Annotated in this window: 17 protein-coding genes and 1 tRNA gene; 11 read left to right on the top strand and 7 right to left on the bottom strand. The window is 67.2% G+C overall.

Going from position 1 to position 16,996, the window contains the following annotated elements:
- Positions 1 to 8: 8 nt before the first annotated feature.
- Both map and J2728_RS00230 read right to left on the bottom strand, forming a co-directional pair.
- Positions 9 to 839 carry a type I methionyl aminopeptidase gene (gene map, locus J2728_RS00235; protein ID WP_309994999.1) on the bottom strand — a complete coding sequence of 277 codons (831 nt, stop codon included), beginning with the start codon at positions 837 to 839 and terminating at the stop codon, positions 9 to 11.
- 102 nt (positions 840 to 941) lie between these two features.
- Positions 942 to 1,328: a hypothetical protein gene (locus tag J2728_RS00230; RefSeq protein WP_309994996.1), complete on the bottom strand. Its 387-nt coding sequence runs from the start codon at positions 1,326 to 1,328 to the stop codon at positions 942 to 944.
- Between the two features lie 218 nt (positions 1,329 to 1,546).
- Here J2728_RS00230 and J2728_RS00225 point away from each other — a divergent pair, with 218 nt between their 5' ends.
- Positions 1,547 to 1,918 carry a hypothetical protein gene (locus J2728_RS00225; RefSeq protein ID WP_309994994.1) on the top strand — a complete coding sequence of 124 codons (372 nt, stop codon included), beginning with the start codon at positions 1,547 to 1,549 and terminating at the stop codon, positions 1,916 to 1,918.
- Here the strand turns inward: J2728_RS00225 and sfsA are convergent.
- On the bottom strand, positions 1,915 to 2,616 hold the full coding sequence (sfsA, locus tag J2728_RS00220) for a DNA/RNA nuclease SfsA (protein WP_309994993.1): 702 nt from the start codon (positions 2,614 to 2,616) through the stop codon (positions 1,915 to 1,917). The two genes, J2728_RS00225 and sfsA, sit on opposite strands and share 4 nt — an antisense overlap.
- Positions 2,617 to 2,670: 54 nt before the next feature.
- Between sfsA and J2728_RS00215 the strand changes: the two genes are divergently transcribed.
- Positions 2,671 to 3,441, top strand: a complete 771-nt coding sequence (locus J2728_RS00215) for a competence/damage-inducible protein A (protein WP_309994991.1) — start codon at positions 2,671 to 2,673, stop codon at positions 3,439 to 3,441.
- A gap of 6 nt (positions 3,442 to 3,447) precedes the next feature.
- Here J2728_RS00215 and J2728_RS00210 read toward each other — a convergent pair whose 3' ends face one another.
- Both J2728_RS00210 and J2728_RS00205 read right to left on the bottom strand, forming a co-directional pair.
- Positions 3,448 to 3,846, bottom strand: coding sequence for a helix-turn-helix domain-containing protein (locus J2728_RS00210; RefSeq protein ID WP_309994989.1), 399 nt, complete (start codon positions 3,844 to 3,846; stop codon positions 3,448 to 3,450).
- 310 nt (positions 3,847 to 4,156) lie between these two features.
- Positions 4,157 to 4,240 (bottom strand) — tRNA-Leu (locus J2728_RS00205).
- 163 nt (positions 4,241 to 4,403) lie between these two features.
- Between J2728_RS00205 and J2728_RS00200 the strand changes: the two genes are divergently transcribed.
- From J2728_RS00200 to J2728_RS00180, 5 genes are all read left to right on the top strand, one after another.
- Positions 4,404 to 5,696 carry a Xaa-Pro dipeptidase gene (locus J2728_RS00200; RefSeq protein ID WP_309994988.1) on the top strand — a complete coding sequence of 431 codons (1,293 nt, stop codon included), beginning with the start codon at positions 4,404 to 4,406 and terminating at the stop codon, positions 5,694 to 5,696.
- A gap of 110 nt (positions 5,697 to 5,806) precedes the next feature.
- A complete protein-coding gene (locus J2728_RS00195) occupies positions 5,807 to 7,894 on the top strand; it encodes a hybrid sensor histidine kinase/response regulator (protein WP_309994986.1) in 2,088 nt (695 codons plus the stop codon).
- Between the two features lie 92 nt (positions 7,895 to 7,986).
- A complete protein-coding gene (locus J2728_RS00190; RefSeq protein ID WP_309994983.1) occupies positions 7,987 to 8,985 on the top strand; it encodes a methionine ABC transporter ATP-binding protein in 999 nt (332 codons plus the stop codon).
- The gene (locus tag J2728_RS00185; protein WP_309994981.1) at positions 8,982 to 9,656 is read left to right on the top strand and encodes a methionine ABC transporter permease; all 675 of its coding nucleotides are present in this window, start codon (positions 8,982 to 8,984) and stop codon (positions 9,654 to 9,656) included. Before J2728_RS00190 ends, J2728_RS00185 begins: the two co-directional genes overlap by 4 nt.
- A gap of 9 nt (positions 9,657 to 9,665) precedes the next feature.
- The gene (locus J2728_RS00180; protein WP_309994979.1) at positions 9,666 to 10,019 is read left to right on the top strand and encodes a hypothetical protein; all 354 of its coding nucleotides are present in this window, start codon (positions 9,666 to 9,668) and stop codon (positions 10,017 to 10,019) included.
- Here J2728_RS00180 and J2728_RS00175 read toward each other — a convergent pair.
- Positions 10,010 to 10,258 (bottom strand): hypothetical protein, encoded by a 249-nt coding sequence (locus tag J2728_RS00175; RefSeq protein WP_082769639.1) that lies wholly within the window; start codon positions 10,256 to 10,258, stop codon positions 10,010 to 10,012. The two genes, J2728_RS00180 and J2728_RS00175, sit on opposite strands and share 10 nt — an antisense overlap.
- A 140-nt stretch (positions 10,259 to 10,398) precedes the next feature.
- On the opposite strand from J2728_RS00175, the gene J2728_RS00170 reads away from it, so the two are divergent.
- From J2728_RS00170 to J2728_RS00155, 4 genes are all read left to right on the top strand, one after another.
- Entirely contained in the window at positions 10,399 to 11,220 is an 822-nt protein-coding gene (locus tag J2728_RS00170; protein ID WP_309994975.1) for a MetQ/NlpA family ABC transporter substrate-binding protein, read from the top strand.
- Between the two features lie 182 nt (positions 11,221 to 11,402).
- The gene (locus J2728_RS00165; protein ID WP_309994973.1) at positions 11,403 to 12,119 is read left to right on the top strand and encodes a GntR family transcriptional regulator; all 717 of its coding nucleotides are present in this window, start codon (positions 11,403 to 11,405) and stop codon (positions 12,117 to 12,119) included.
- Positions 12,120 to 12,287: 168 nt separating this feature from the next.
- Complete coding sequence (locus J2728_RS00160; protein ID WP_309994972.1) at positions 12,288 to 14,684, top strand: TonB-dependent siderophore receptor; 2,397 nt, start codon at positions 12,288 to 12,290, stop codon at positions 14,682 to 14,684.
- Position 14,685: 1 nt separating this feature from the next.
- The gene (locus J2728_RS00155; RefSeq protein ID WP_309994971.1) at positions 14,686 to 15,963 is read left to right on the top strand and encodes an MFS transporter; all 1,278 of its coding nucleotides are present in this window, start codon (positions 14,686 to 14,688) and stop codon (positions 15,961 to 15,963) included.
- A 67-nt stretch (positions 15,964 to 16,030) separates the two neighbouring features.
- Here J2728_RS00155 and J2728_RS00150 read toward each other — a convergent pair whose 3' ends face one another.
- On the bottom strand, positions 16,031 to 16,723 hold the full coding sequence (locus tag J2728_RS00150) for a TorF family putative porin (protein ID WP_309994969.1): 693 nt from the start codon (positions 16,721 to 16,723) through the stop codon (positions 16,031 to 16,033).
- Positions 16,724 to 16,996: the final 273 nt, after the last annotated feature.

The following is a 16,996-nucleotide window of genomic DNA, read 5'->3' as shown; positions in this document are numbered from 1 at the left end:
TCGGTGGATCAGCCGCCCAGGATCGGCGGCTGGAACAGGCCCGCGGGCGAGGCGGTGAAGATCTCGTAGCCGTCCTCGGTCACGCCGATGGAGTGCTCGCACTGGGCCGACAGCGACTTGTCGCGGGTCACGGCCGTCCAGCCGTCCTGCAGCACCTTCACCGCGGGCTTGCCCAGGTTCACCATCGGCTCGACGGTGAAGAACATGCCCGGCTTCAGCACCGCGCCTTGGCCAGGGCGGCCGAAGTGCAGGATGTTCGGGGCGTCGTGGAAGACCTTGCCCAGGCCGTGGCCGCAGAAGTCGCGGACGACGCCGCAGCGCTGAGCCTCGACATAGGACTGGATGGCGTGGCCGATGTCGCCCAGCGTGGCGCCCGGCTTCACCGCTTCCAGGCCGCGCTTCATGCCTTCGTAGGTGATCTCGACCAGGCGACGGGCGCGCGGACCGACCTCGCCGACGCCGTACATGCGCGAGGTGTCGCCGTGCCAGCCGTCGACGATCACGGTCACGTCGATGTTGACGATGTCGCCTTCCTTCAGGTTCCAGTCGCCCGGAATGCCGTGGCAGACCACGTGGTTGCGCGAGATGCAGACCGTCTTGGGATAGCCGCGGTAATAGAGGCAGGCGGGCAGGGCCTTGTGGTCCAGGATGAACTCGCGGGCCAGCCGGTCCAGTTCGTCGGACGAGACGCCCGGCTGGACGTGCGGGATCAGCATGTCCAGGCACTCGGCCGCCAGCTTGCCGGCGCGGCGCATGCCCTCGAAGTCTTCCGGCTTGTGGATCTTGATCTGGCCGGTGCGGGTTTCGGCTTCGATCTCGAGGGTGTTGTCCAACGTCATGCTCTACTCGGCGTCACCGCCGCTCGGAGGCGGCGATCTTGTCTGGGAAAGGCGTATCTCGCCATCCTAGCACGGATTTCAAGACTTTGGCGGACAAGAGTGTCACGGGGTGAGGCGCCGCACGACGCCGTCGCCCGCGTGGACCTCCTTGACGAAGGTCGCGTCCAGCGTCGTGGGCTTGTCGCGCCGCACGTGGCAGACGCCCTTGTAGCGCGTGATCCGGCCCGTGCCCTTCTCGGTGACGTCGGCGGTGAACTTGACGTCCCACTCCCCCGGGCGACCGGTGGGCTGGGGGTCCATGTCGTTCGAATTGACGCTGCTGCCCGACTTCAGATCGAAGCGGTCCTCAAGCTCGCCGACACAGGCCTTGAACGCGAAGATCGCGCGCAGGCCGGTCATCATCTTGCTCTCGGGCTGGTTCGGGTCGGCGGGGCCGCACCCCGCCAAGGCCACGGCCAGGACGGTCAGAGCCAGGACGGTCCTCTTCATACGCTCCCCCCCACAACCGCGCCCCTCTCGCGCGGGTGTGTGAAGGGGTAACGCAAGCCGTGGGGAATGCAGCTTAAATCGGTGTTAGGTGAGCATTGCTCCAGGGATGTGCAACGCGAAATTTACCATGCTACCTAACCTTTAAATAGCGCAAAGGTTGATAGTTGTTTGGTTGCAACCAATGGCTTTCACTTCAGGTCCAAACATCAGGGGGCACCATGAACATCATCAGCCGTATGTTCGGAGCTGTGCAGCCTCGATTTCTGGCCCGCGCTTATTTCCTCGGCGCATTGTTCTTCGCGATGACGGTTTGGATCCAGCTGCAAGCCAGCCATGACTTAGTGCGGTCAGTTCCTGTATTCCTGCTTTTCGCCGTTTCGACCCTGCTGTTCCCGTTCTCCAAGTTGGTGTGGAACGAGGCGCGAGATTTCATCGTCGGCGACACCGTGTTCTTCGGTAATGCCATCATTGTCGTATTTGCCAAGTTCTTGATCAACGCAATGCTGTGGAGCTTCGCTATCTTTGTGGCCCCGCTCGGTATGGCCTATCTCTGGTTTCGCACGCGCGGCGCCTCGTCAGGCGTCGCCTAGCCACGCCAGTTGATCCGACGCGCGATCCGCACGGCCCCCGTGCTAATCGCGCAGGCATAGACCACCACCTCCACGCCCGCCTTCGCCGCCGCCTCCAGGCCCCGCGCGAACGCCGGGTCAAGGTCCGCGCAGGCGCTGAACGCCTCGCAGTCCTCCCTCTGAACCACGAACAGCGCCACGGCCCGCTCGCCCAGCGCCACGCGGGCGGCGAGTTCGGCGAGGTGCCGCGTCGAGCGCTCCGCCTTGCAGTCGGGGAATTCGGCCAGGCCCGGGACGCGCGAGAAGTGGCAGTTCTTGACCTCCAGCCAGCAGGGCGGGCGGCCGTCGGCGGTCAGCAGGAAGTCGACGCGGCTGGCCTCGCCGTACTTCACCTCGGGCCGGACGGTGTCGTAGCCGGCCAGCTCCGGGATCGCGCCCGCCGCCAGGGCCTCGGCGACCAGCTTGTTGGGCAGCAGGGTGTTGATCCCGACGAGCGTGTTTCCCTGCTCGACCAGTTGCAGGGTGTAGGCGAGCTTGCGCTTGGGATCGGGCGACCACGAGGCCCAGGCGACCTGGCCGGGGTCCTTCACGCCCAGCATGGCGCCGGGGTTGGGGCAGTGGGCGGTGACTTCCTGGCCATCGTCGAGGACGAGGTCGGCGAAGAAGCGCTTGTAGCGCGACACCAGTCGGCCGCGAACGAGCGGTTGCGGGAGCAGCATGCGAAGCCTAAGTCGATCCTCGAAGACCAGACGGCGATGTAGGGGATCCAGACGATGACGGCCACCCAATCCGAGCGCGTGACGGCGGCGGTGATGATCATCGGCGACGAGATTCTCTCGGGCCGCACGCAGGACACCAACCTTTCGGCCATCGCCAAGTACCTGGCGACCTACGGCGTCGACCTCTGCGAAGCCCGCGTGGTGCCCGACGTCGAGCAAGAGATCATCGACGCGGTCAACGCCCTGCGGACCAAGTACGACTACGTGATCACCACCGGCGGCATCGGTCCGACCCACGACGACATCACCGCCGACTCGATCGCCAAGGCGTTTGGCGTCACCGCGCCCGAGCATCCCGAGATCATGGCCATGCTGCGCGAGCGCTGGGGCGAGCCGAACGCCGCCCGCCGCCGCATGGCGCATGTGCCCGAGGGCGGCAGCCTGGTGAAGAACCCCGTGCAGGGCCCGCCCGGCTTCCAGAAGGAGAACGTCTTCGTCCTGGCGGGCGTGCCGGCGATCATGCGCGGCATGCTGGAGGACGTGGGGCCGCGCCTGCGGACCGGGGCGGTGGTGTTGTCGAAGACCGTGCGGGTCACCGGCACGGGCGAGGGCGTCATCGCCGCGCCGCTGGAAGCGGTGGCCAAGGCTCACCCCGACATGTCGCTGGGCAGCTATCCGTTCTTCAGCCCGCCGGATGTCTATGGCGCCAACCTGGTGCTGCGCGGTCGCGACGCGGCCGAGCTGGACGTGGCGGTGAGCGAGCTGATGGCGGCGCTGGAAGAGGCCGGGGCCAACAATATCGAGCTGGTGGCGAACCCGGCTTAAGCAGGCCTATTCGTCGTCGGCGATCGCCTTGGCCAGGTCCGCCAGGTGGCGACGCATGCCGGTCGACTCGATCGCCACGTAGGCGCGCGCCAGTTCCGGACCGCCGGGCGTGGACCAGAACTCGGCCATCTCGTTGGCGAGGTCGGCGGCGGTGGTGTCGGCGCCTTCCGGATCGTCCAGCCCCTCGAAGAAGAAGCCGATCGGCGTCTTCAGGAACATGGCCGTCGCGTGCAGCTTGCTGGCGCTGATGCGGTTGGCGCCGCCCTCGTACTTCTGCACCTGCTGGAACGTCAGTCCCAGGGCGTCGGCCAGCGCTTGCTGGGAATAGCCCAAATCCTTGCGTCTCATGCGCAGTCGGCGCCCAACGTGGACGTCGACGGGATCGGGGGTCTTGTCATCAGCCATGGGTCAAGCACTCGAACGCAACAGAGGACGGACGATAGTCGTGCCCGGCGATCGGGCAAGCCTTTCGCCGCGCCAGGAGCGCTTGGGACATGCGCGATCGTATCGGGCTTGCCGACCGAACGTCGCGCGCGTCGCGGCCTCTCCTAGAAAACGGCGCAATTCTGACGAGAGTCGAGCAAACGAGAAATGAATATTGCAGTTTAGAGCGTCGATTCAGCCGATGCGGGAGGTCGTCTCGCCGACTCGGCCATGAGTAGTTTCTTCCGGGGTGAGAAATCGTTTTCGGGCCAAAACTTACGCCAACCACGGCTGGTAGGGACGGTGGGACTCGAACCCACACGGATTGCTCCAACGGATTTTAAGTCCGGCGCGTCTACCGTTCCGCCACGTCCCCGTCATCCCGACCCCTTAAGCCATCGCGGCGTCGGGGTCGAGGCGGGGCGCGCGGTGATGATTTTCCGGCCTTGGACGAGGAGCGTCGTCGAGCGCGTCAACGGACGCTCGACGCCCGGTCTCGACGTGCTAGCGTTCCGCCGTCATTCGAGGGGACGTTCAAGATGCTTACAGGGATCAAGGCCGCGGCGCTGGCGACGGCGGCGGCCGTGGCGGGACTATCGGTCTGCGGCGCCGCCAGCGCGGCCGAGGTCGCGGCGGTCAGCGCCGCGCGGCTGCTGGACGTGGCGTCCGGCAAGTATGTCGACAATCCGCTGGTGATCGTCACCGACGGGCGGATCACCGCCGTCGGCAAGAAGGGCGACGCCGTTCCGGCCGGCGCCAAGGTGGTCGACCTGCCGGGCGCGACCTTGCTGCCGGGCCTGATCGACATGCACGTCCACCTCGACAGCCTGGCCGAGATCGGCGGCTACAACGGCTTGCAGTACAGCGACCGCTTCTGGAGCGTGGTGCAGACCGCCAACGCCCGGAAGACGCTGGAAGCGGGCTTCACGACGGTGCGCAATGTCGGGGCGGCCGACTATGACGACGTGGGCCTGCGCGAGGCGATCGACTCCGGCTACGTGCTGGGCCCGCGCGTGGTCACCGCCGCCATCTCGTTCGGCGCCACGGGCGGCCATTGCGACTCGACCTTCTTCCCGCCGTCGATGGACGAGAAGAGCCCATTCAACAGCGACAGCCCCGACGAGGCGCGCAAGGTCGTCCGGACGCTCAAGAAGTACGGGGCCCAGGTGATCAAGATCTGCGCCACCGGCGGGGTCTTTTCGCGCGGCAACGAGCCTGGCCAGCAGCAGCTGACCTACGAGGAGATGAAGGCCGTCGTGGACGAGGCCCACATGGCCGGCCTCAAGGTCGCCGCCCACGCCCACGGCGCCTCGGGCATCCGCGAGGCCGTCCGCGCCGGGGTGGACACCATCGAGCACGCCAGCCTGGTCGACGACGAGGGCATCAAGCTGGCGGTCCAGAAGGGCGCCTACTTCTCGATGGACATCTACAACACCGACTACACCCAGGCCGAGGGCAAGAAGAACGGCGTGCTGGAGGACAATCTGCGCAAGGACCGCGATATCGGCGAGATCCAGCGGCAGAACTTCAAGAAGGCGCTGAAGGCCGGGGTGAAGATGGTTTACGGCACCGACGCCGGCATCTATCCGCATGGCGACAACGCCAAGCAGTTCGCGGTGATGGTCCGCTACGGCGCCACGCCGCTGCAGGCGATCCAGGCCGCGACGATCACCGCCGCCGAGGCGCTGGGCCAGACCAAGGACGTGGGGCAGGTCGCCGTCGGCCGGTACGGCGACATGATCGCGGTGGCCGGTGATCCGCTGGCGGACGTGACGGTGCTGGAAAAGCCAATGCTCGTGATCAAGGGCGGGAGCGTGATCAAACAGCCCTGAACTCCGGGGCCGCCGCTTCAATATGTCGCGTTCTTTGGCGCGTGAGTTGACTGGCGTTGACCGCTTGTATGTAGGTCGGGTGGCAAGGTTGTCTTTGTGGAGACGCCCCCATGAGCCGAACATCCGCTCACCGCGCTTTTCGACGCACAATGAACCTGATCGCCGGCGGCAAATCCCTGTCGTTGGCGCTGCAGGCCATCGTGCAGGCGGTCGAGGCCGAGGATCCAGCGATCCTCTGCAGCATCGTGCTGCTCGACGCCGATGGGCGCTGTCTGGCGGTCGGCGCGGCGCCCAGTCTGCCGGCCTCCTATAATCAGGCCATCGAGGGCGTCGAGATCGGCCCCAACGTCGGGTCGTGCGGGACCGCGGCCTATCTTGGCCGTCGGGTCGTGGTGGAGGACATCCAGTCCGATCCACTGTGGGCGAACTATCGCCAGCTGGCCGCCGACGCGGGCTTGGCCGCCTGCTGGTCGCAGCCGATCAAGACGACCGACGGCTCGGTGGTCGGCACCTTCGCGATCTATCACCGCGAGGCCCGCGCGCCGAACGAGGAGGACATCGCCTTCATCGAGGCCGCCGCCGAACTGGCGGCGATCGCCATCGACCGGCGGCGCGCCGAGGAGGTGCTGGCGGCTAGCGAGGTTCGCGCGCGGCTCTCGGCGCAGCAGGCCCTGGAGACGGCGGAGAACCTCTCGAGCTTCTTCGAGGTGTCGGCCGACATGCTCTGCATCCGCGACATGGAGGGGCGGTTCGTCAAGGTGAACCGGGCCTGGGAGACGGTCCTGGGCTATCCGATCGAGACGCTGGAGGGGGCTTGCCTCCTGTCCCTGCTGCATCCCGACGATCTGGAAGCCACGCGCGCCAACATGGGCCAAGCCAACAGCAATGGCGACGTGAACGGGTTCGTGAACCGCTATCGCCGCGCCGACGGGTCCTACTGTCAGCTGGAGTGGCGGGCGCGGCGATGCGGCAACCTGGTGTTTGGCGTGGCGCGGGATGTCACCGAGCGCCTTCGGATCGAGGCCGAGATGGCCGAGGCTCGTCACGCCGCCGAGGCCGCCAACAAGGCCAAGAGCGATTTCCTGGCCAATATGAGCCACGAAATCCGCACCCCGCTGAACGGCGTCATCGGCATCGCCGCGGCGCTCGGCGAGACCGAGCTGACCGCGCGGCAGGGCGAAATGGTCGACCTGATCCGGCGGTCCGGCGAGACGCTGGAGCGTCTGGTCTCGGACATTCTGGACGTCTCGAAGATCGAGGCCGGGCAGATGAACATCCAGACGCAAGCCTTCGACCTGGGCGGGCTACTCGACGGCCTGCTGGATGTCACGCGGCTGCGGGCCAAGGAGAAGGGCGTGGGCGTCCGTGTCGAGCGCGGTCCTTCCGCGAGCGGCGGCTTCCTGGGCGACAGCGTCCGGATTGGCCAGGTGCTGAACAACCTGATGTCCAACGCGGTGAAGTTCACCGATCGGGGCGAGGTCATCGTCCGCGTCGATGTCGAGGAGCGGGGCGGAGAAGAGTCTCTTCTGTGTGTCGAGGTCGAGGACACCGGCGTCGGGTTCGACGCGGCGAAGGTCGAGATGATCTTCCAGCGCTTCAGTCAGGCCGACAGCACGATCACCCGTCGCTTTGGCGGTTCTGGCCTGGGCCTGTCGATCAGCAAGACGCTGGTGGAGATGATGGGGGGCGCGATCACGGCGCGCTCGAAGCCGGGCTCGGGCAGCCTGTTCCGGGTGGTCCTGCCGCTGCATCGCACCGCGGCGGAGACCGCTGTCGAAGCCGATCCGATCACGCCGGGGATCCAGGCCGAAGGGTTGAGGGTGCTGCTGGCCGAGGACCACCCGATCAACCAGCGCGTGGTGCAGCTGATCCTCGAGCCCTGCGGCGCCGCCGTGACGGTGGTGGAGAACGGCGCCCAGGCCGTCGAGGCCATGGCGACGCGCCCCTACGACGTGGTTCTGATGGACATGCAGATGCCGGTCATGGACGGTTTGGCGGCGACCCGGGCGATCCGCGCCCATGAAGCCGGAAGGTGGCGTACGCCGATCATCATGCTCAGCGCCAACGCCATGGCCGGCCACCGCCAGGACGCCCTGGCGGCGGGGGCGGATCTGCATGTGGCCAAGCCGATCACGGTAGCGACTCTGCTGGACGGGATTACCCAGGTCATCACCGCCGACGCGCGCCGCGCGGGCTGAGGGCGTCGGTTTCCCTTCACCTTTACCGACTGAACGCCTAAATCGGGCGGCCTGCGGCCTTGGGCCGTCGAAAACCGTTTGGACTTGGCCGCGTGATCACCTTTCAGGACGTCTCGAAAACCTACGCCCAGGGAGGGCACGCCGCGCTTAGCGCCGTGTCGCTGTCCGTCGCCGCCGGAGAGGTGTTCGGGGTGATCGGGGCGTCGGGCGCGGGCAAGTCGACCCTGATCCGGCTGATCAACGGCTTGGAGACGCCCACGGGCGGCAAGGTGATCGTCGACGGCGACGACGTGGCGGCCCTGGGCGTCGAGGGCCTGCGGGCCCTGCGCCGCCGGGTCGGGATGATCTTCCAGCACTTCAACCTGCTGTCCGGCAAGACCGTCGCCCAGAACGTCGCCTTCCCGCTGAAGCTGGCCGGCCGCCCCGCCGCCGAGGTCAAGGCGCGCGCGGCCGAGCTGCTGGAGCGCGTGGGCCTTTCCGCCCACGCCGACAAATATCCGGCCCAGCTCTCCGGCGGCCAAAAGCAGCGCGTCGGCATCGCCCGGGCGCTGGCCACGGGTCCCAAGGTGCTGCTGTGCGACGAGGCCACCAGCGCGCTGGACCCCGAGACCACCGAGCAGATCCTGGACCTGATCTCGGGCCTGAACCGGGAGCTTGGCCTGACCATCGTGCTGATCACCCACGAGATGGACGTGGTTCGCCGCGTCTGCGATCGCGTGGCGGTGCTGGAGGCCGGCCGCGTGGTGGAAGAGGGCGCGGTGGAAGACGTCTTCCTGCATCCGGCCAGCGACACCGCCCGCCGCTTCGTGCGCGAGGCCGATGGCGAAGTGACCGCCGCGCCGGGCGTCGGCGGCCGCCTGGTGCGCCTGACCTTCAAGGGCGAGGCGACCTACAAGCCGGTGCTGGGCGAGGTCGCCCGCGTCACCGGCGTCGACTATTCCATCCTGGGCGGACGCATCCACCGCCTGCGCGAGACGCCCTACGGCCAGTTGACCCTGGCGCTCACCGGCGGCGACGTCGACGCCGCGATCAAGAGCTTCGAGGCGTCCGGCGTCCGTGTCGACGACCTGACCGGGGAGGCCGCCCGATGAGCGCAGGAACCTTCGATTTCTCGAACGTCGACTGGAGCGAGATCGGCCAGGCGAGCCTGGACACCCTGGCCATGCTGGGCGGATCGATGGTGCTGACCATCGCCCTGGGCCTGCCGCTGGGCGTGATCCTGTTCCTGACCGGCAAGGGCCAGATGCTGGAGAACCGGCTGGCCAACAGCGCGCTGTCGCTGCTGGTCAACATCCTGCGCTCGGTGCCGTTCGTGATCCTGCTGATCGTGATGATCCCGCTGACCGTGGCCCTGGTCGGCACCTCGCTAGGCGTGGCCGGCGCGATCCCGCCGCTGGTCGCGGGCGCGGCGCCGTTCTTCGCCCGCCTGGTCGAGACCGCCCTGCGCGAGGTCGACAAGGGCGTGGTCGAGGCCAGCTTCGCCATGGGCGCCAAGCGTCGGCAGGTGGTGCTGGGCGCGCTCTTGCCCGAGGCTCTGCCGGGCCTGATCGCCGCGGCGATCGTGACCGCCATCGCGCTGGTGGGCTACACGGCCATGGCCGGCGTCGTCGGCGCGGGCGGTCTGGGCGATCTGGCCGTGCGCTTCGGCTATCAGCGCTTCCAGACCGACGTGATGATCGTGACGGTGGTGCTGATGCTGGTGCTGGTCCAGGCGCTGCAGATGATCGGCGACGCCCTGGTACGCCGCGTTTCGCACAGGTAGGAGCGGGCCATGACCGACGAACACACCGACCTTCACTGGGATCCGGCGCTCGCCGCCAGCCTGATCGGCAAGACCCTGCTGATGAACCTGACCTTCCTCGACGACGACGGCGAGGTCTTGGAGCGCCAGCAGTTCTTCGGCGTGGTCATCGACGCCGATGAAGGCGAGGGGATCACGCTCGACCTGCTGGGCGAGCACGACGGCGACACCTACACGCTGCCGCCGCAGACCTCGGCGATCAAGGCGGCCGAGGCCGGCGTCATCAGCCTGGCCGGCGACAAGCCCGACTTCGTGGCCAGCTGGATCATCCATGGGCCGCCGGACGTCGCCAACGACCTCGACGACGAGCTCGATCAGGCCTGATCGAACGGGAACGGCAGGCGGCCGGCCTTGAACAGAATGTCGGGGTTCTCGTCGTAGTCGCCCAATTCGACGTCGGCGCTGGCCGAGAAGGCGACGACTCCTTCGCGCAGAGGCGCTAGGCGTTCGGCCTTACGCCGCGCCTCTTCCGCCGTCTTGCAGCCGATCTGCTGTTCGGCCTTCAGGCCCTTGCCGCGCCCGGCGACATAGGCTTGCACGATGTGGACGGTTTCCTTGGCCATCCCCATCCAAGCGGCCTGTTCGGAGGCGGCGTCAAGCGCCCGCGCCGACGGAACTCGACGGACGCTCAGGAAATCTGATTTCCTCGCCCGGCCGTATCAGGGCAAAAGCCTACCTCTACGATCGTCTTCTGGAGCCGTTCATGGTCGCCCGCCGCGCTGTTCTCGTCCTTGGTCTCGCCGCCATGACCATCTCTGGCATGATGCTCTCCGCTTGCGGCCAGAAGACCCCCAAGGCCAGCGACGCCAACACCCTGACCATCGCCGCCACCGCGATTCCGCACGCCGAGGTCCTGGAGTTCATCAAGCCGAAGCTGGCGGCCGAGGGCCTGGACCTCGAGATCAAGGTCTTCAACGACTACGTCCAGCCCAACGTCCAGGTGGCCGAGAAGCGGATCGACGTCAGCTATTTCGAGACCCTGCCGTACCTGGAGACCTTCAATCGCGACAAGGGGACCAACCTGATCCCCATCCAGGGCGTTCACGTCGAGCCGATCGGGACCTATTCGGCCAAGTGGAAGTCTCTGGCAGAGGTTCCGCAAGGCGCCACCATCGCCATTCCGAACGACGCCAGCACCGAGGGCCGGGCCCTGATCCTGCTGGCCAAGAACGGCGTCATCGCCCTGAAGGACCCCACCAACGCCTTGTCGAACCTGAAGGACATCACCAGCAACCCGAAGAACCTGAAGTTCAAGGAGCTGGAAGCGCCGTCCCTGCCGCGCGTGCTGAACCAGGTGGATCTCGCGGTGATCAACACCAACTACGCCCTCGACGCCAAGCTGAACCCCAGCAAGGACGCCCTGATCATCGAGGACAAGACCAGCCCTTATGTGAACTACCTGGTCGGCCGTCCGGACAATAAGGACGACCCCCGCGTGAAGAAGCTGGCCGCGGCCCTGACCTCGCCGGAGGTGAAGGCGTTCATCGAAAAGAAGTACTCGGGCGCGGTGGTGCCGGCGTTCTGATGCCCAAATCCTCCCCCTAGCGGGGGAGGTGGTCCGAAGGACCGGAGGGGGAAGTCCGCTGACCTTGCCTCTTCCCCCTCCGTCGTCTCTTCGAGCCGACACCTCCCCCTGAGGGGTAGGATTGTGTGGCGTTGTCTAACATTTCACCTTACCTATCAGCGCTCGCACGCCTCGGAGTCTCCATGGCCTCGCCCTCGCTGAAATCGCCCGCCGGCCCCCGGCTAGTGCTCGATGTCGCCAATTCGTCGGGCCTCGACGACTGGGCGCCCGAGCTGCAAAAGACCAAGGTCTACGAGCGCATCCTGCTGGACCTGATCCTGGGCGAGCTGGCGGCCGGCTCGCGGCTGGACGAGCAGTTCCTGGCCGCTCGCTACGAGGCCGGACTCGCGGGCGTTCGCGACGCGCTGGGGCGCTTGGCGCTGGAGGGCCTCGTCATGCGCCGGGCCCGGTCGGGCACCACCGTCGCGCCGCTCGATCTGGTCGAACTTCGCCAAGGCTACGAGGCGCGGGTGCTGATCGAGCCGCATTGCGCGGCCCTCGCCGCCCGCAACGCCTCCAAGGCCGAGGCGCAGGCGATGTTCGACATCTTCGCGGACGGGGAGGAGGCCGCCCGGACCTGCGACTTGCCCGCGCTGGTGGCCATGGACCTGCGCTTCCACGCCGCCGTCGCCCGCGCGTCCGGCAATCTGGCCCTGGCCCGTATCCTGATCCCGCTCCAGCACAAGGCCGCGCGCTTCTGGGTCTTCTCGTTCAACGGCGCCAGCGAGCAAGAGCTGATCGACGAGATCGAGGAGCACCGGGAGGTGGCCCGAGTCATCGGCGGCGGCGACGTCGAGGCCTCCCGCCAGGCGATGCTGCGGATCCTGGATGTCCAGCCCGAAGCTCAGGGCCGCGCCTAAGCGCCGCCCGCGCGCCGCGAGTTCCCTCGCGTGACCTGAGACTTCGTCGCCACAGTGCCTTCGCAATCTCGTCTAAAATGTCAGAAGGCATTTTGACGAAGATCAAGCGATCCCCAGATAACGGATCGCGACCGTCGAGCTTCCCTCTCGCCGGCGAGGTGAGATCCAATGCCGTCTCGACGATTGATGTTGTCCGTAAGCCTTCTGGCGTTGTCCGTTTCCGCCACTGGCGCGCGCGCCGAGACCCAGGTGGCCGATCAGGTCGACGCCGTGGTGATCGTGGCGCGCGACAAGGCCGGTCTCCTGGAAAAGGCGCCCAGCAATACGGTGTTCGGTCTCGACAAGCCGCTGATCGAGACGCCGCGCTCGGCCAGCCTGGTCAGCGACCTCACCCTGGAGCGTTACGGCGTCCAGTCGCTGGACGGCGCCACCAAGGTCGCGCCGGGGACCCACACCGCCAGTTTCTACGGCGTGCCGGGATCGCTGAACATTCGTGGCGCCCTGGCCGAGAACTACTTCCGCGGCTTCAAGCGTGTGGAGAACCGGGGAACCTATTCCACCCCGATCGGCGGGGCGGCTCGCATCGAAATCCTGCGCGGACCGCCGACGCCGGTCTATGGCGCCGGCAAGGTCGGTGGCCTCGTCAACTTCATCCCCAAGTCGGCCCGCGACGAGGGGCGCTTCCTGGCCGAGCCGGAAGGCGAGGTGACGGCCACCTTCGGCAGCTACAACAAGAAACTGGTCACGGGGCAGTTCGGCGCGCCGGTCACCCTGGGGGCGGCCGAGGGCGGCGTTTATGTCTACGGCGAGGCCGAGGACAGCCACAGCTACTATCGGGGGATCTATCCGCGTCACCAGACGCTGGAGGCCTCGGCCGACTTTGATTTCGGGAACGGCTGGAGCACCGCCTTTGGCGGCATGGCTTTCCATAGCGAGGGCGATGTCCAGACGCCGGGCTGGAACCGCCTGACCCAGGACCTGATCGACCACCGGACCTATGTCACGGGCCGCGACACGACGCTGCGGGACGCCGACGGCAACGGCAAGATCACGCCCAACGAGATCGGGTTCTATCCCTACGCCAGCGCGCTGTACCTGCCCTACTACGGGTCTCCGACGAGCGACGCCGTCCACACTCTGGACGTCGGTGTGGGGACCACCAAGCTGGACCGCCGCACGGTCTATATCAGCCCGGCCGATTTCTCGAAGACCAACACCCAGACCCTGTACTTCGACCTCGCCAAGGACCTCGGCGGCGACCGCTCCGTGAAGCTGCAGCTGTTCCACGACCGCCAGGACAACAAGCGCTTTGTCTCGTACGGCTATCCCTCGGCGATCGACGCCAAGGTCAGCGAGATCCGCCTGACCTACGCCTTTCCGACGGATCTCGGGCCGGTGCGCGCGCGGACCTTGGCGGGCGTCTCGCGCCGATGGTTCGATGGGCGGCGGCGCGAGAGCTACAACAGCGGCCTGATCGCGCTGGACCGCCGCGACATCAGCTTCGGCGTCACGGCGACCGACACCATCGACAGTCCGTTCGACGACGAACCCGGCGGGATCGGCGTGCGCTGGGAGAACGACAACCGCTCGACCTGGAAGCAGACCGGGGCCTTCGTCACCTCCGACATCGTCGCCGGGCGCTGGAACCTGGTGCTGGGTGGTCGCTGGGACCACTACGAGGTCGATAGCGAGGACACCGGCTTTCTCAGCTACACGGCGGCGGGCCGCCAGTCGGCGGACCGAAACAAGGCGACCTGGAGCGCCAGCCTGACTTACAAGCTGCCGGTCGGGCTGATGCCCTACGCCAGCTACGCCAAGGCCTCGGCCCTGGAGATGAGCCAGGCGGGCGATATCGCGCCGGGTCTGGTCGCCGACGGCTCCTGGCTGTCCAGCTCCGACCTCTCCGAGGCCGGGGTAAAGTTCCAGCTGCTGCGCGGGACGCTGATCGGCTCGCTGGCGGCCTATCGCCAGAGCCGCACCCAGATCGCCGGCGCGATCTCGCCGCCGACCGTGCAGGGGCTGAGGTCCAAGGGCGTGGAGCTTGAGGTGCGCTGGCTGGCGTCCGAGCGCCTGTCCTTCACCTTCGCCGGCAACAACCAGCGCACGACGGTGAAGGGACCGGACACCTCGTTCCAGTACATTCCGGCCTACACGGCGGGCGTTCCGGGGGCGCAAGGCTATGGCGGCTCCTACGTCGTCTGGAGCTTCGCCAGCCTGCCGGGGCGTGGCGGCGACTACGCCTACACCCTGACGCCGAAGTCGGTGCTGAGCCTCTATGGGACCTACACCAGCAAGGGCTACGATTGGGGGCAGGCGGGCGCGACCTTGGGCGTCAGCCATGTGGGGCGCACGGCGGGCACGGTCCAGAACGCGGTGCGCTATCCGAGCTATGAACTGGTCAATGCGTCGGCTTTCGTCGCGCGCGGGCCTTACACCTTGTCGGTCAATGTCGATAACCTGTTCGACAAGTTCTATGTGACACCCGACGCCGACACCTACGCCAACCTCGGCGCCTTGCCTGGCAAGGGGCGCGAGTGGCGGGCCACCCTGAAGCGGACGTTCTGATTTGACCCAAGCCGAAGACCGCTTCCGCCCGTGGCTGCTGCTGGCGGCGTTCAGCCTGCTGCTGTTCCTGATCACCGCCTCGACCTATGGCTCGCTGGGCGTCGTCTTGCCGGCGATGATCGGAGAGCTGAAGTGGAGCTTCGAAAAGGCCTTCCTCGGCTTTTCCGTGCTGGGCGTCTTCACCGGCGCCTCGTCCTGGCTGCCGGCCATCCTGATCCGCCGGATCGGCGTGCGCGGGACGCTGCTGGCGGGCGCCGTCGTGCTCGCGGCGGGCTTTATCGGGATCGCCAACGCCGAGAGTCTGCTCAGCTACTACGCCGGCGCGGCGGCGTGCGGCGTCGGCTTCCAGATGGCGGCGCTGATCCCTGGCACGCACGTGCTGTCGTCGCTGTTCAAGAAGCGCGCCCTGCCGTTCGGGATCTATTTCACCTTCGGCTCGCTGGGCGGCGCGGCCGGACCCTGGATGGCGCTGACCCTGATGGGGGCCAGCGGCGGCGACTGGCGGCAGTACTGGATCATTCAGGCCGTCCTGGCGGCGGTGGTGGGCGCGGTCTGCGCCCTGATGGTGGGCGGCTCGAAGTGGCTGGCCGCCGCCGCCCACGAGGTCGATCTCGAGGTCGAGCAGGAAGCCCGCGAGGCGTCCGCCGACGCGCGCGTCTACCGCACGCCCTATGAGTGGACGGTGCCGCAGGCGCTGCGCACGCCGCAGTTCTACATCCTAGTCGCGGCCTATTTCAGCCACCTGCTGGTCGGCGTGACGGTGGCCAGCGTCTCGGTCACCCACCTGACGGAACTGGGCGTGGCCGCCGGCGTCGGCGCGGTCGCGGCGGGGGCCCTGGCCGCCAAGATGCTGAGCCTGGAGTCCTTGATGCAGACCCTGGCGCGGCTGGGCGGCGGCGCGCTGGGCGACCGGATCGATCCGCGCTGGCTGCTGGTCTTCGCGCAAGGGATGCTGGTGGTCGGCCTGCTGGCCCTGGCCAAGGCGGCGACGCCGGGCCTGATGCTGGTCTACGCGGTCGGGACGGGGGTCGGCTTTGGCCTGACGGTCCTGGCCGTCACCGTGCTGCTGCTGAACTACTACGGTCGCCAAAGCAATCTGGAGCTGTTCTCGCTGACCTGCCTGGTCGGCGCGGTGTCGGCCGCCGGGCCCTTTGTCGCCGGCGCCATGCGGGACCGACTGGGCGGCTTCGCGCCGACCTTCGAGCTTTTCGCGGCGGTGACGGCGGTGGTGTTCGTCGCGGTGCTGCTGATGCGGCCGCCCAAGGCGCCAGCGCTCTAGACGCCAAAAGAAAAGCCGCCCCGGCGGACCGGAGCGGCTTTCCTCGTTTACCGATGGAAGACTTGGCTTAGAAGGCCGCCTTCAGGCTGACAGCCACGCGGCTGTCGTAGGTCGAGCCCAGCTTGTGCTTGTCGGTGTCGTGGTAGCGGACATCGACGGCCAGCTTGTCGGTCAGCGCGTACGACAGGCCCAGGTTCCAGGTGGCATAGTCGGCCGAGCTCTGAACTTCCTGGCGGCCGATGGCGCCGCTGAGGGTCAGCTTCTCGTAGATCGGGGCCGAGGCGTTCAGCTCGCCATAGGTCGCCGAGCCGGTTTTGCCCGGGAATTCCGGCGAGTAGTAGAAGGCGACGCCGACCGTGGCGGGGCCGATGGCGCGCGAAGCGGCCGCCTTCAATTCGACGTAGCTCCACGAACCTGGCGTCAGGCCCTTGTCCTTGGTGTAGCCGTAGTAAATCACGCCCAGGTCGAAGGAGACGTCATTGATCGTCGGACGCACGCCAGCGTACAGGTCGATCTCGGCCGACGGATCATCGACGCCAAAGTCGACGTTCGAGGCCCAGACGCCCGCGTAGCCGATGCCGTAGGTGGCGTCGACGCCGCCCTGGACCGCCGGGTCTTCTTGCGTGTTGCTGATACCGCGGAAGACGTAGTCGCTGGTCACGCCGACGTTGTAGGAGAGCTTCAGCTCTTCGGCCATCGCGGCGCCGCTCAGGGCGACCGTGGCCGCGGCGGCGACCAGCGCAATCTTCATGACTTTCATTCGTTATCCCCTTCTGTGTGTCGTCTCCCGGGTTGGTTCCCGAGCCCCGACGCGCCTGCAAGCGCATTTGCGTCCCCCGCCAATTAGCGGTGCACGAGTCCTTAGTTGCAATCGGGGCGGGCGAAGCGCCAGTGAGAAGGGCGCCTCGCGCCTAAAGTTTGAGCGGAGTGTGACGATTTTGCTTCAGAACGTACGCACATGCGCAACAGGCGACGGAAAGGTGAAACTCGCTTGTCGTGTGGCGCCTTAGCCGCCGCTCGGGGGCGAGTCCCG

The organism is Caulobacter segnis (genome assembly GCF_031454995.1).
Classification (GTDB): Bacteria; Pseudomonadota; Alphaproteobacteria; order Caulobacterales; family Caulobacteraceae; genus Caulobacter; species Caulobacter segnis_E.
This window is presented reverse-complemented; position numbering and strand designations above follow the sequence as displayed.

Bases quoted from the DNA above. Each gene is read 5' to 3' on its own strand.
- map (WP_309994999.1), bottom strand. From the start codon at position 839: ATGACGTTGGACAACACCCTCGAGATCGAAGCCGAAACCCGCACCGGC.
- J2728_RS00230 (WP_309994996.1), bottom strand. From the start codon at position 1,328: ATGAAGAGGACCGTCCTGGCTCTGACCGTCCTGGCCGTGGCCTTGGCG.
- J2728_RS00225 (WP_309994994.1), top strand. From the start codon at position 1,547: ATGAACATCATCAGCCGTATGTTCGGAGCTGTGCAGCCTCGATTTCTG.
- sfsA (WP_309994993.1), bottom strand. From the start codon at position 2,616: ATGCTGCTCCCGCAACCGCTCGTTCGCGGCCGACTGGTGTCGCGCTAC.
- J2728_RS00215 (WP_309994991.1), top strand. From the start codon at position 2,671: ATGACGGCCACCCAATCCGAGCGCGTGACGGCGGCGGTGATGATCATC.
- J2728_RS00210 (WP_309994989.1), bottom strand. From the start codon at position 3,846: ATGGCTGATGACAAGACCCCCGATCCCGTCGACGTCCACGTTGGGCGC.
- J2728_RS00200 (WP_309994988.1), top strand. From the start codon at position 4,404: ATGCTTACAGGGATCAAGGCCGCGGCGCTGGCGACGGCGGCGGCCGTG.
- J2728_RS00195 (WP_309994986.1), top strand. From the start codon at position 5,807: ATGAGCCGAACATCCGCTCACCGCGCTTTTCGACGCACAATGAACCTG.
- J2728_RS00185 (WP_309994981.1), top strand. From the start codon at position 8,982: ATGAGCGCAGGAACCTTCGATTTCTCGAACGTCGACTGGAGCGAGATC.
- J2728_RS00180 (WP_309994979.1), top strand. From the start codon at position 9,666: ATGACCGACGAACACACCGACCTTCACTGGGATCCGGCGCTCGCCGCC.
- J2728_RS00175 (WP_082769639.1), bottom strand. From the start codon at position 10,258: ATGGCCAAGGAAACCGTCCACATCGTGCAAGCCTATGTCGCCGGGCGC.
- J2728_RS00170 (WP_309994975.1), top strand. From the start codon at position 10,399: ATGGTCGCCCGCCGCGCTGTTCTCGTCCTTGGTCTCGCCGCCATGACC.
- J2728_RS00165 (WP_309994973.1), top strand. From the start codon at position 11,403: ATGGCCTCGCCCTCGCTGAAATCGCCCGCCGGCCCCCGGCTAGTGCTC.
- J2728_RS00160 (WP_309994972.1), top strand. From the start codon at position 12,288: ATGCCGTCTCGACGATTGATGTTGTCCGTAAGCCTTCTGGCGTTGTCC.
- J2728_RS00150 (WP_309994969.1), bottom strand. From the start codon at position 16,723: ATGAAAGTCATGAAGATTGCGCTGGTCGCCGCCGCGGCCACGGTCGCC.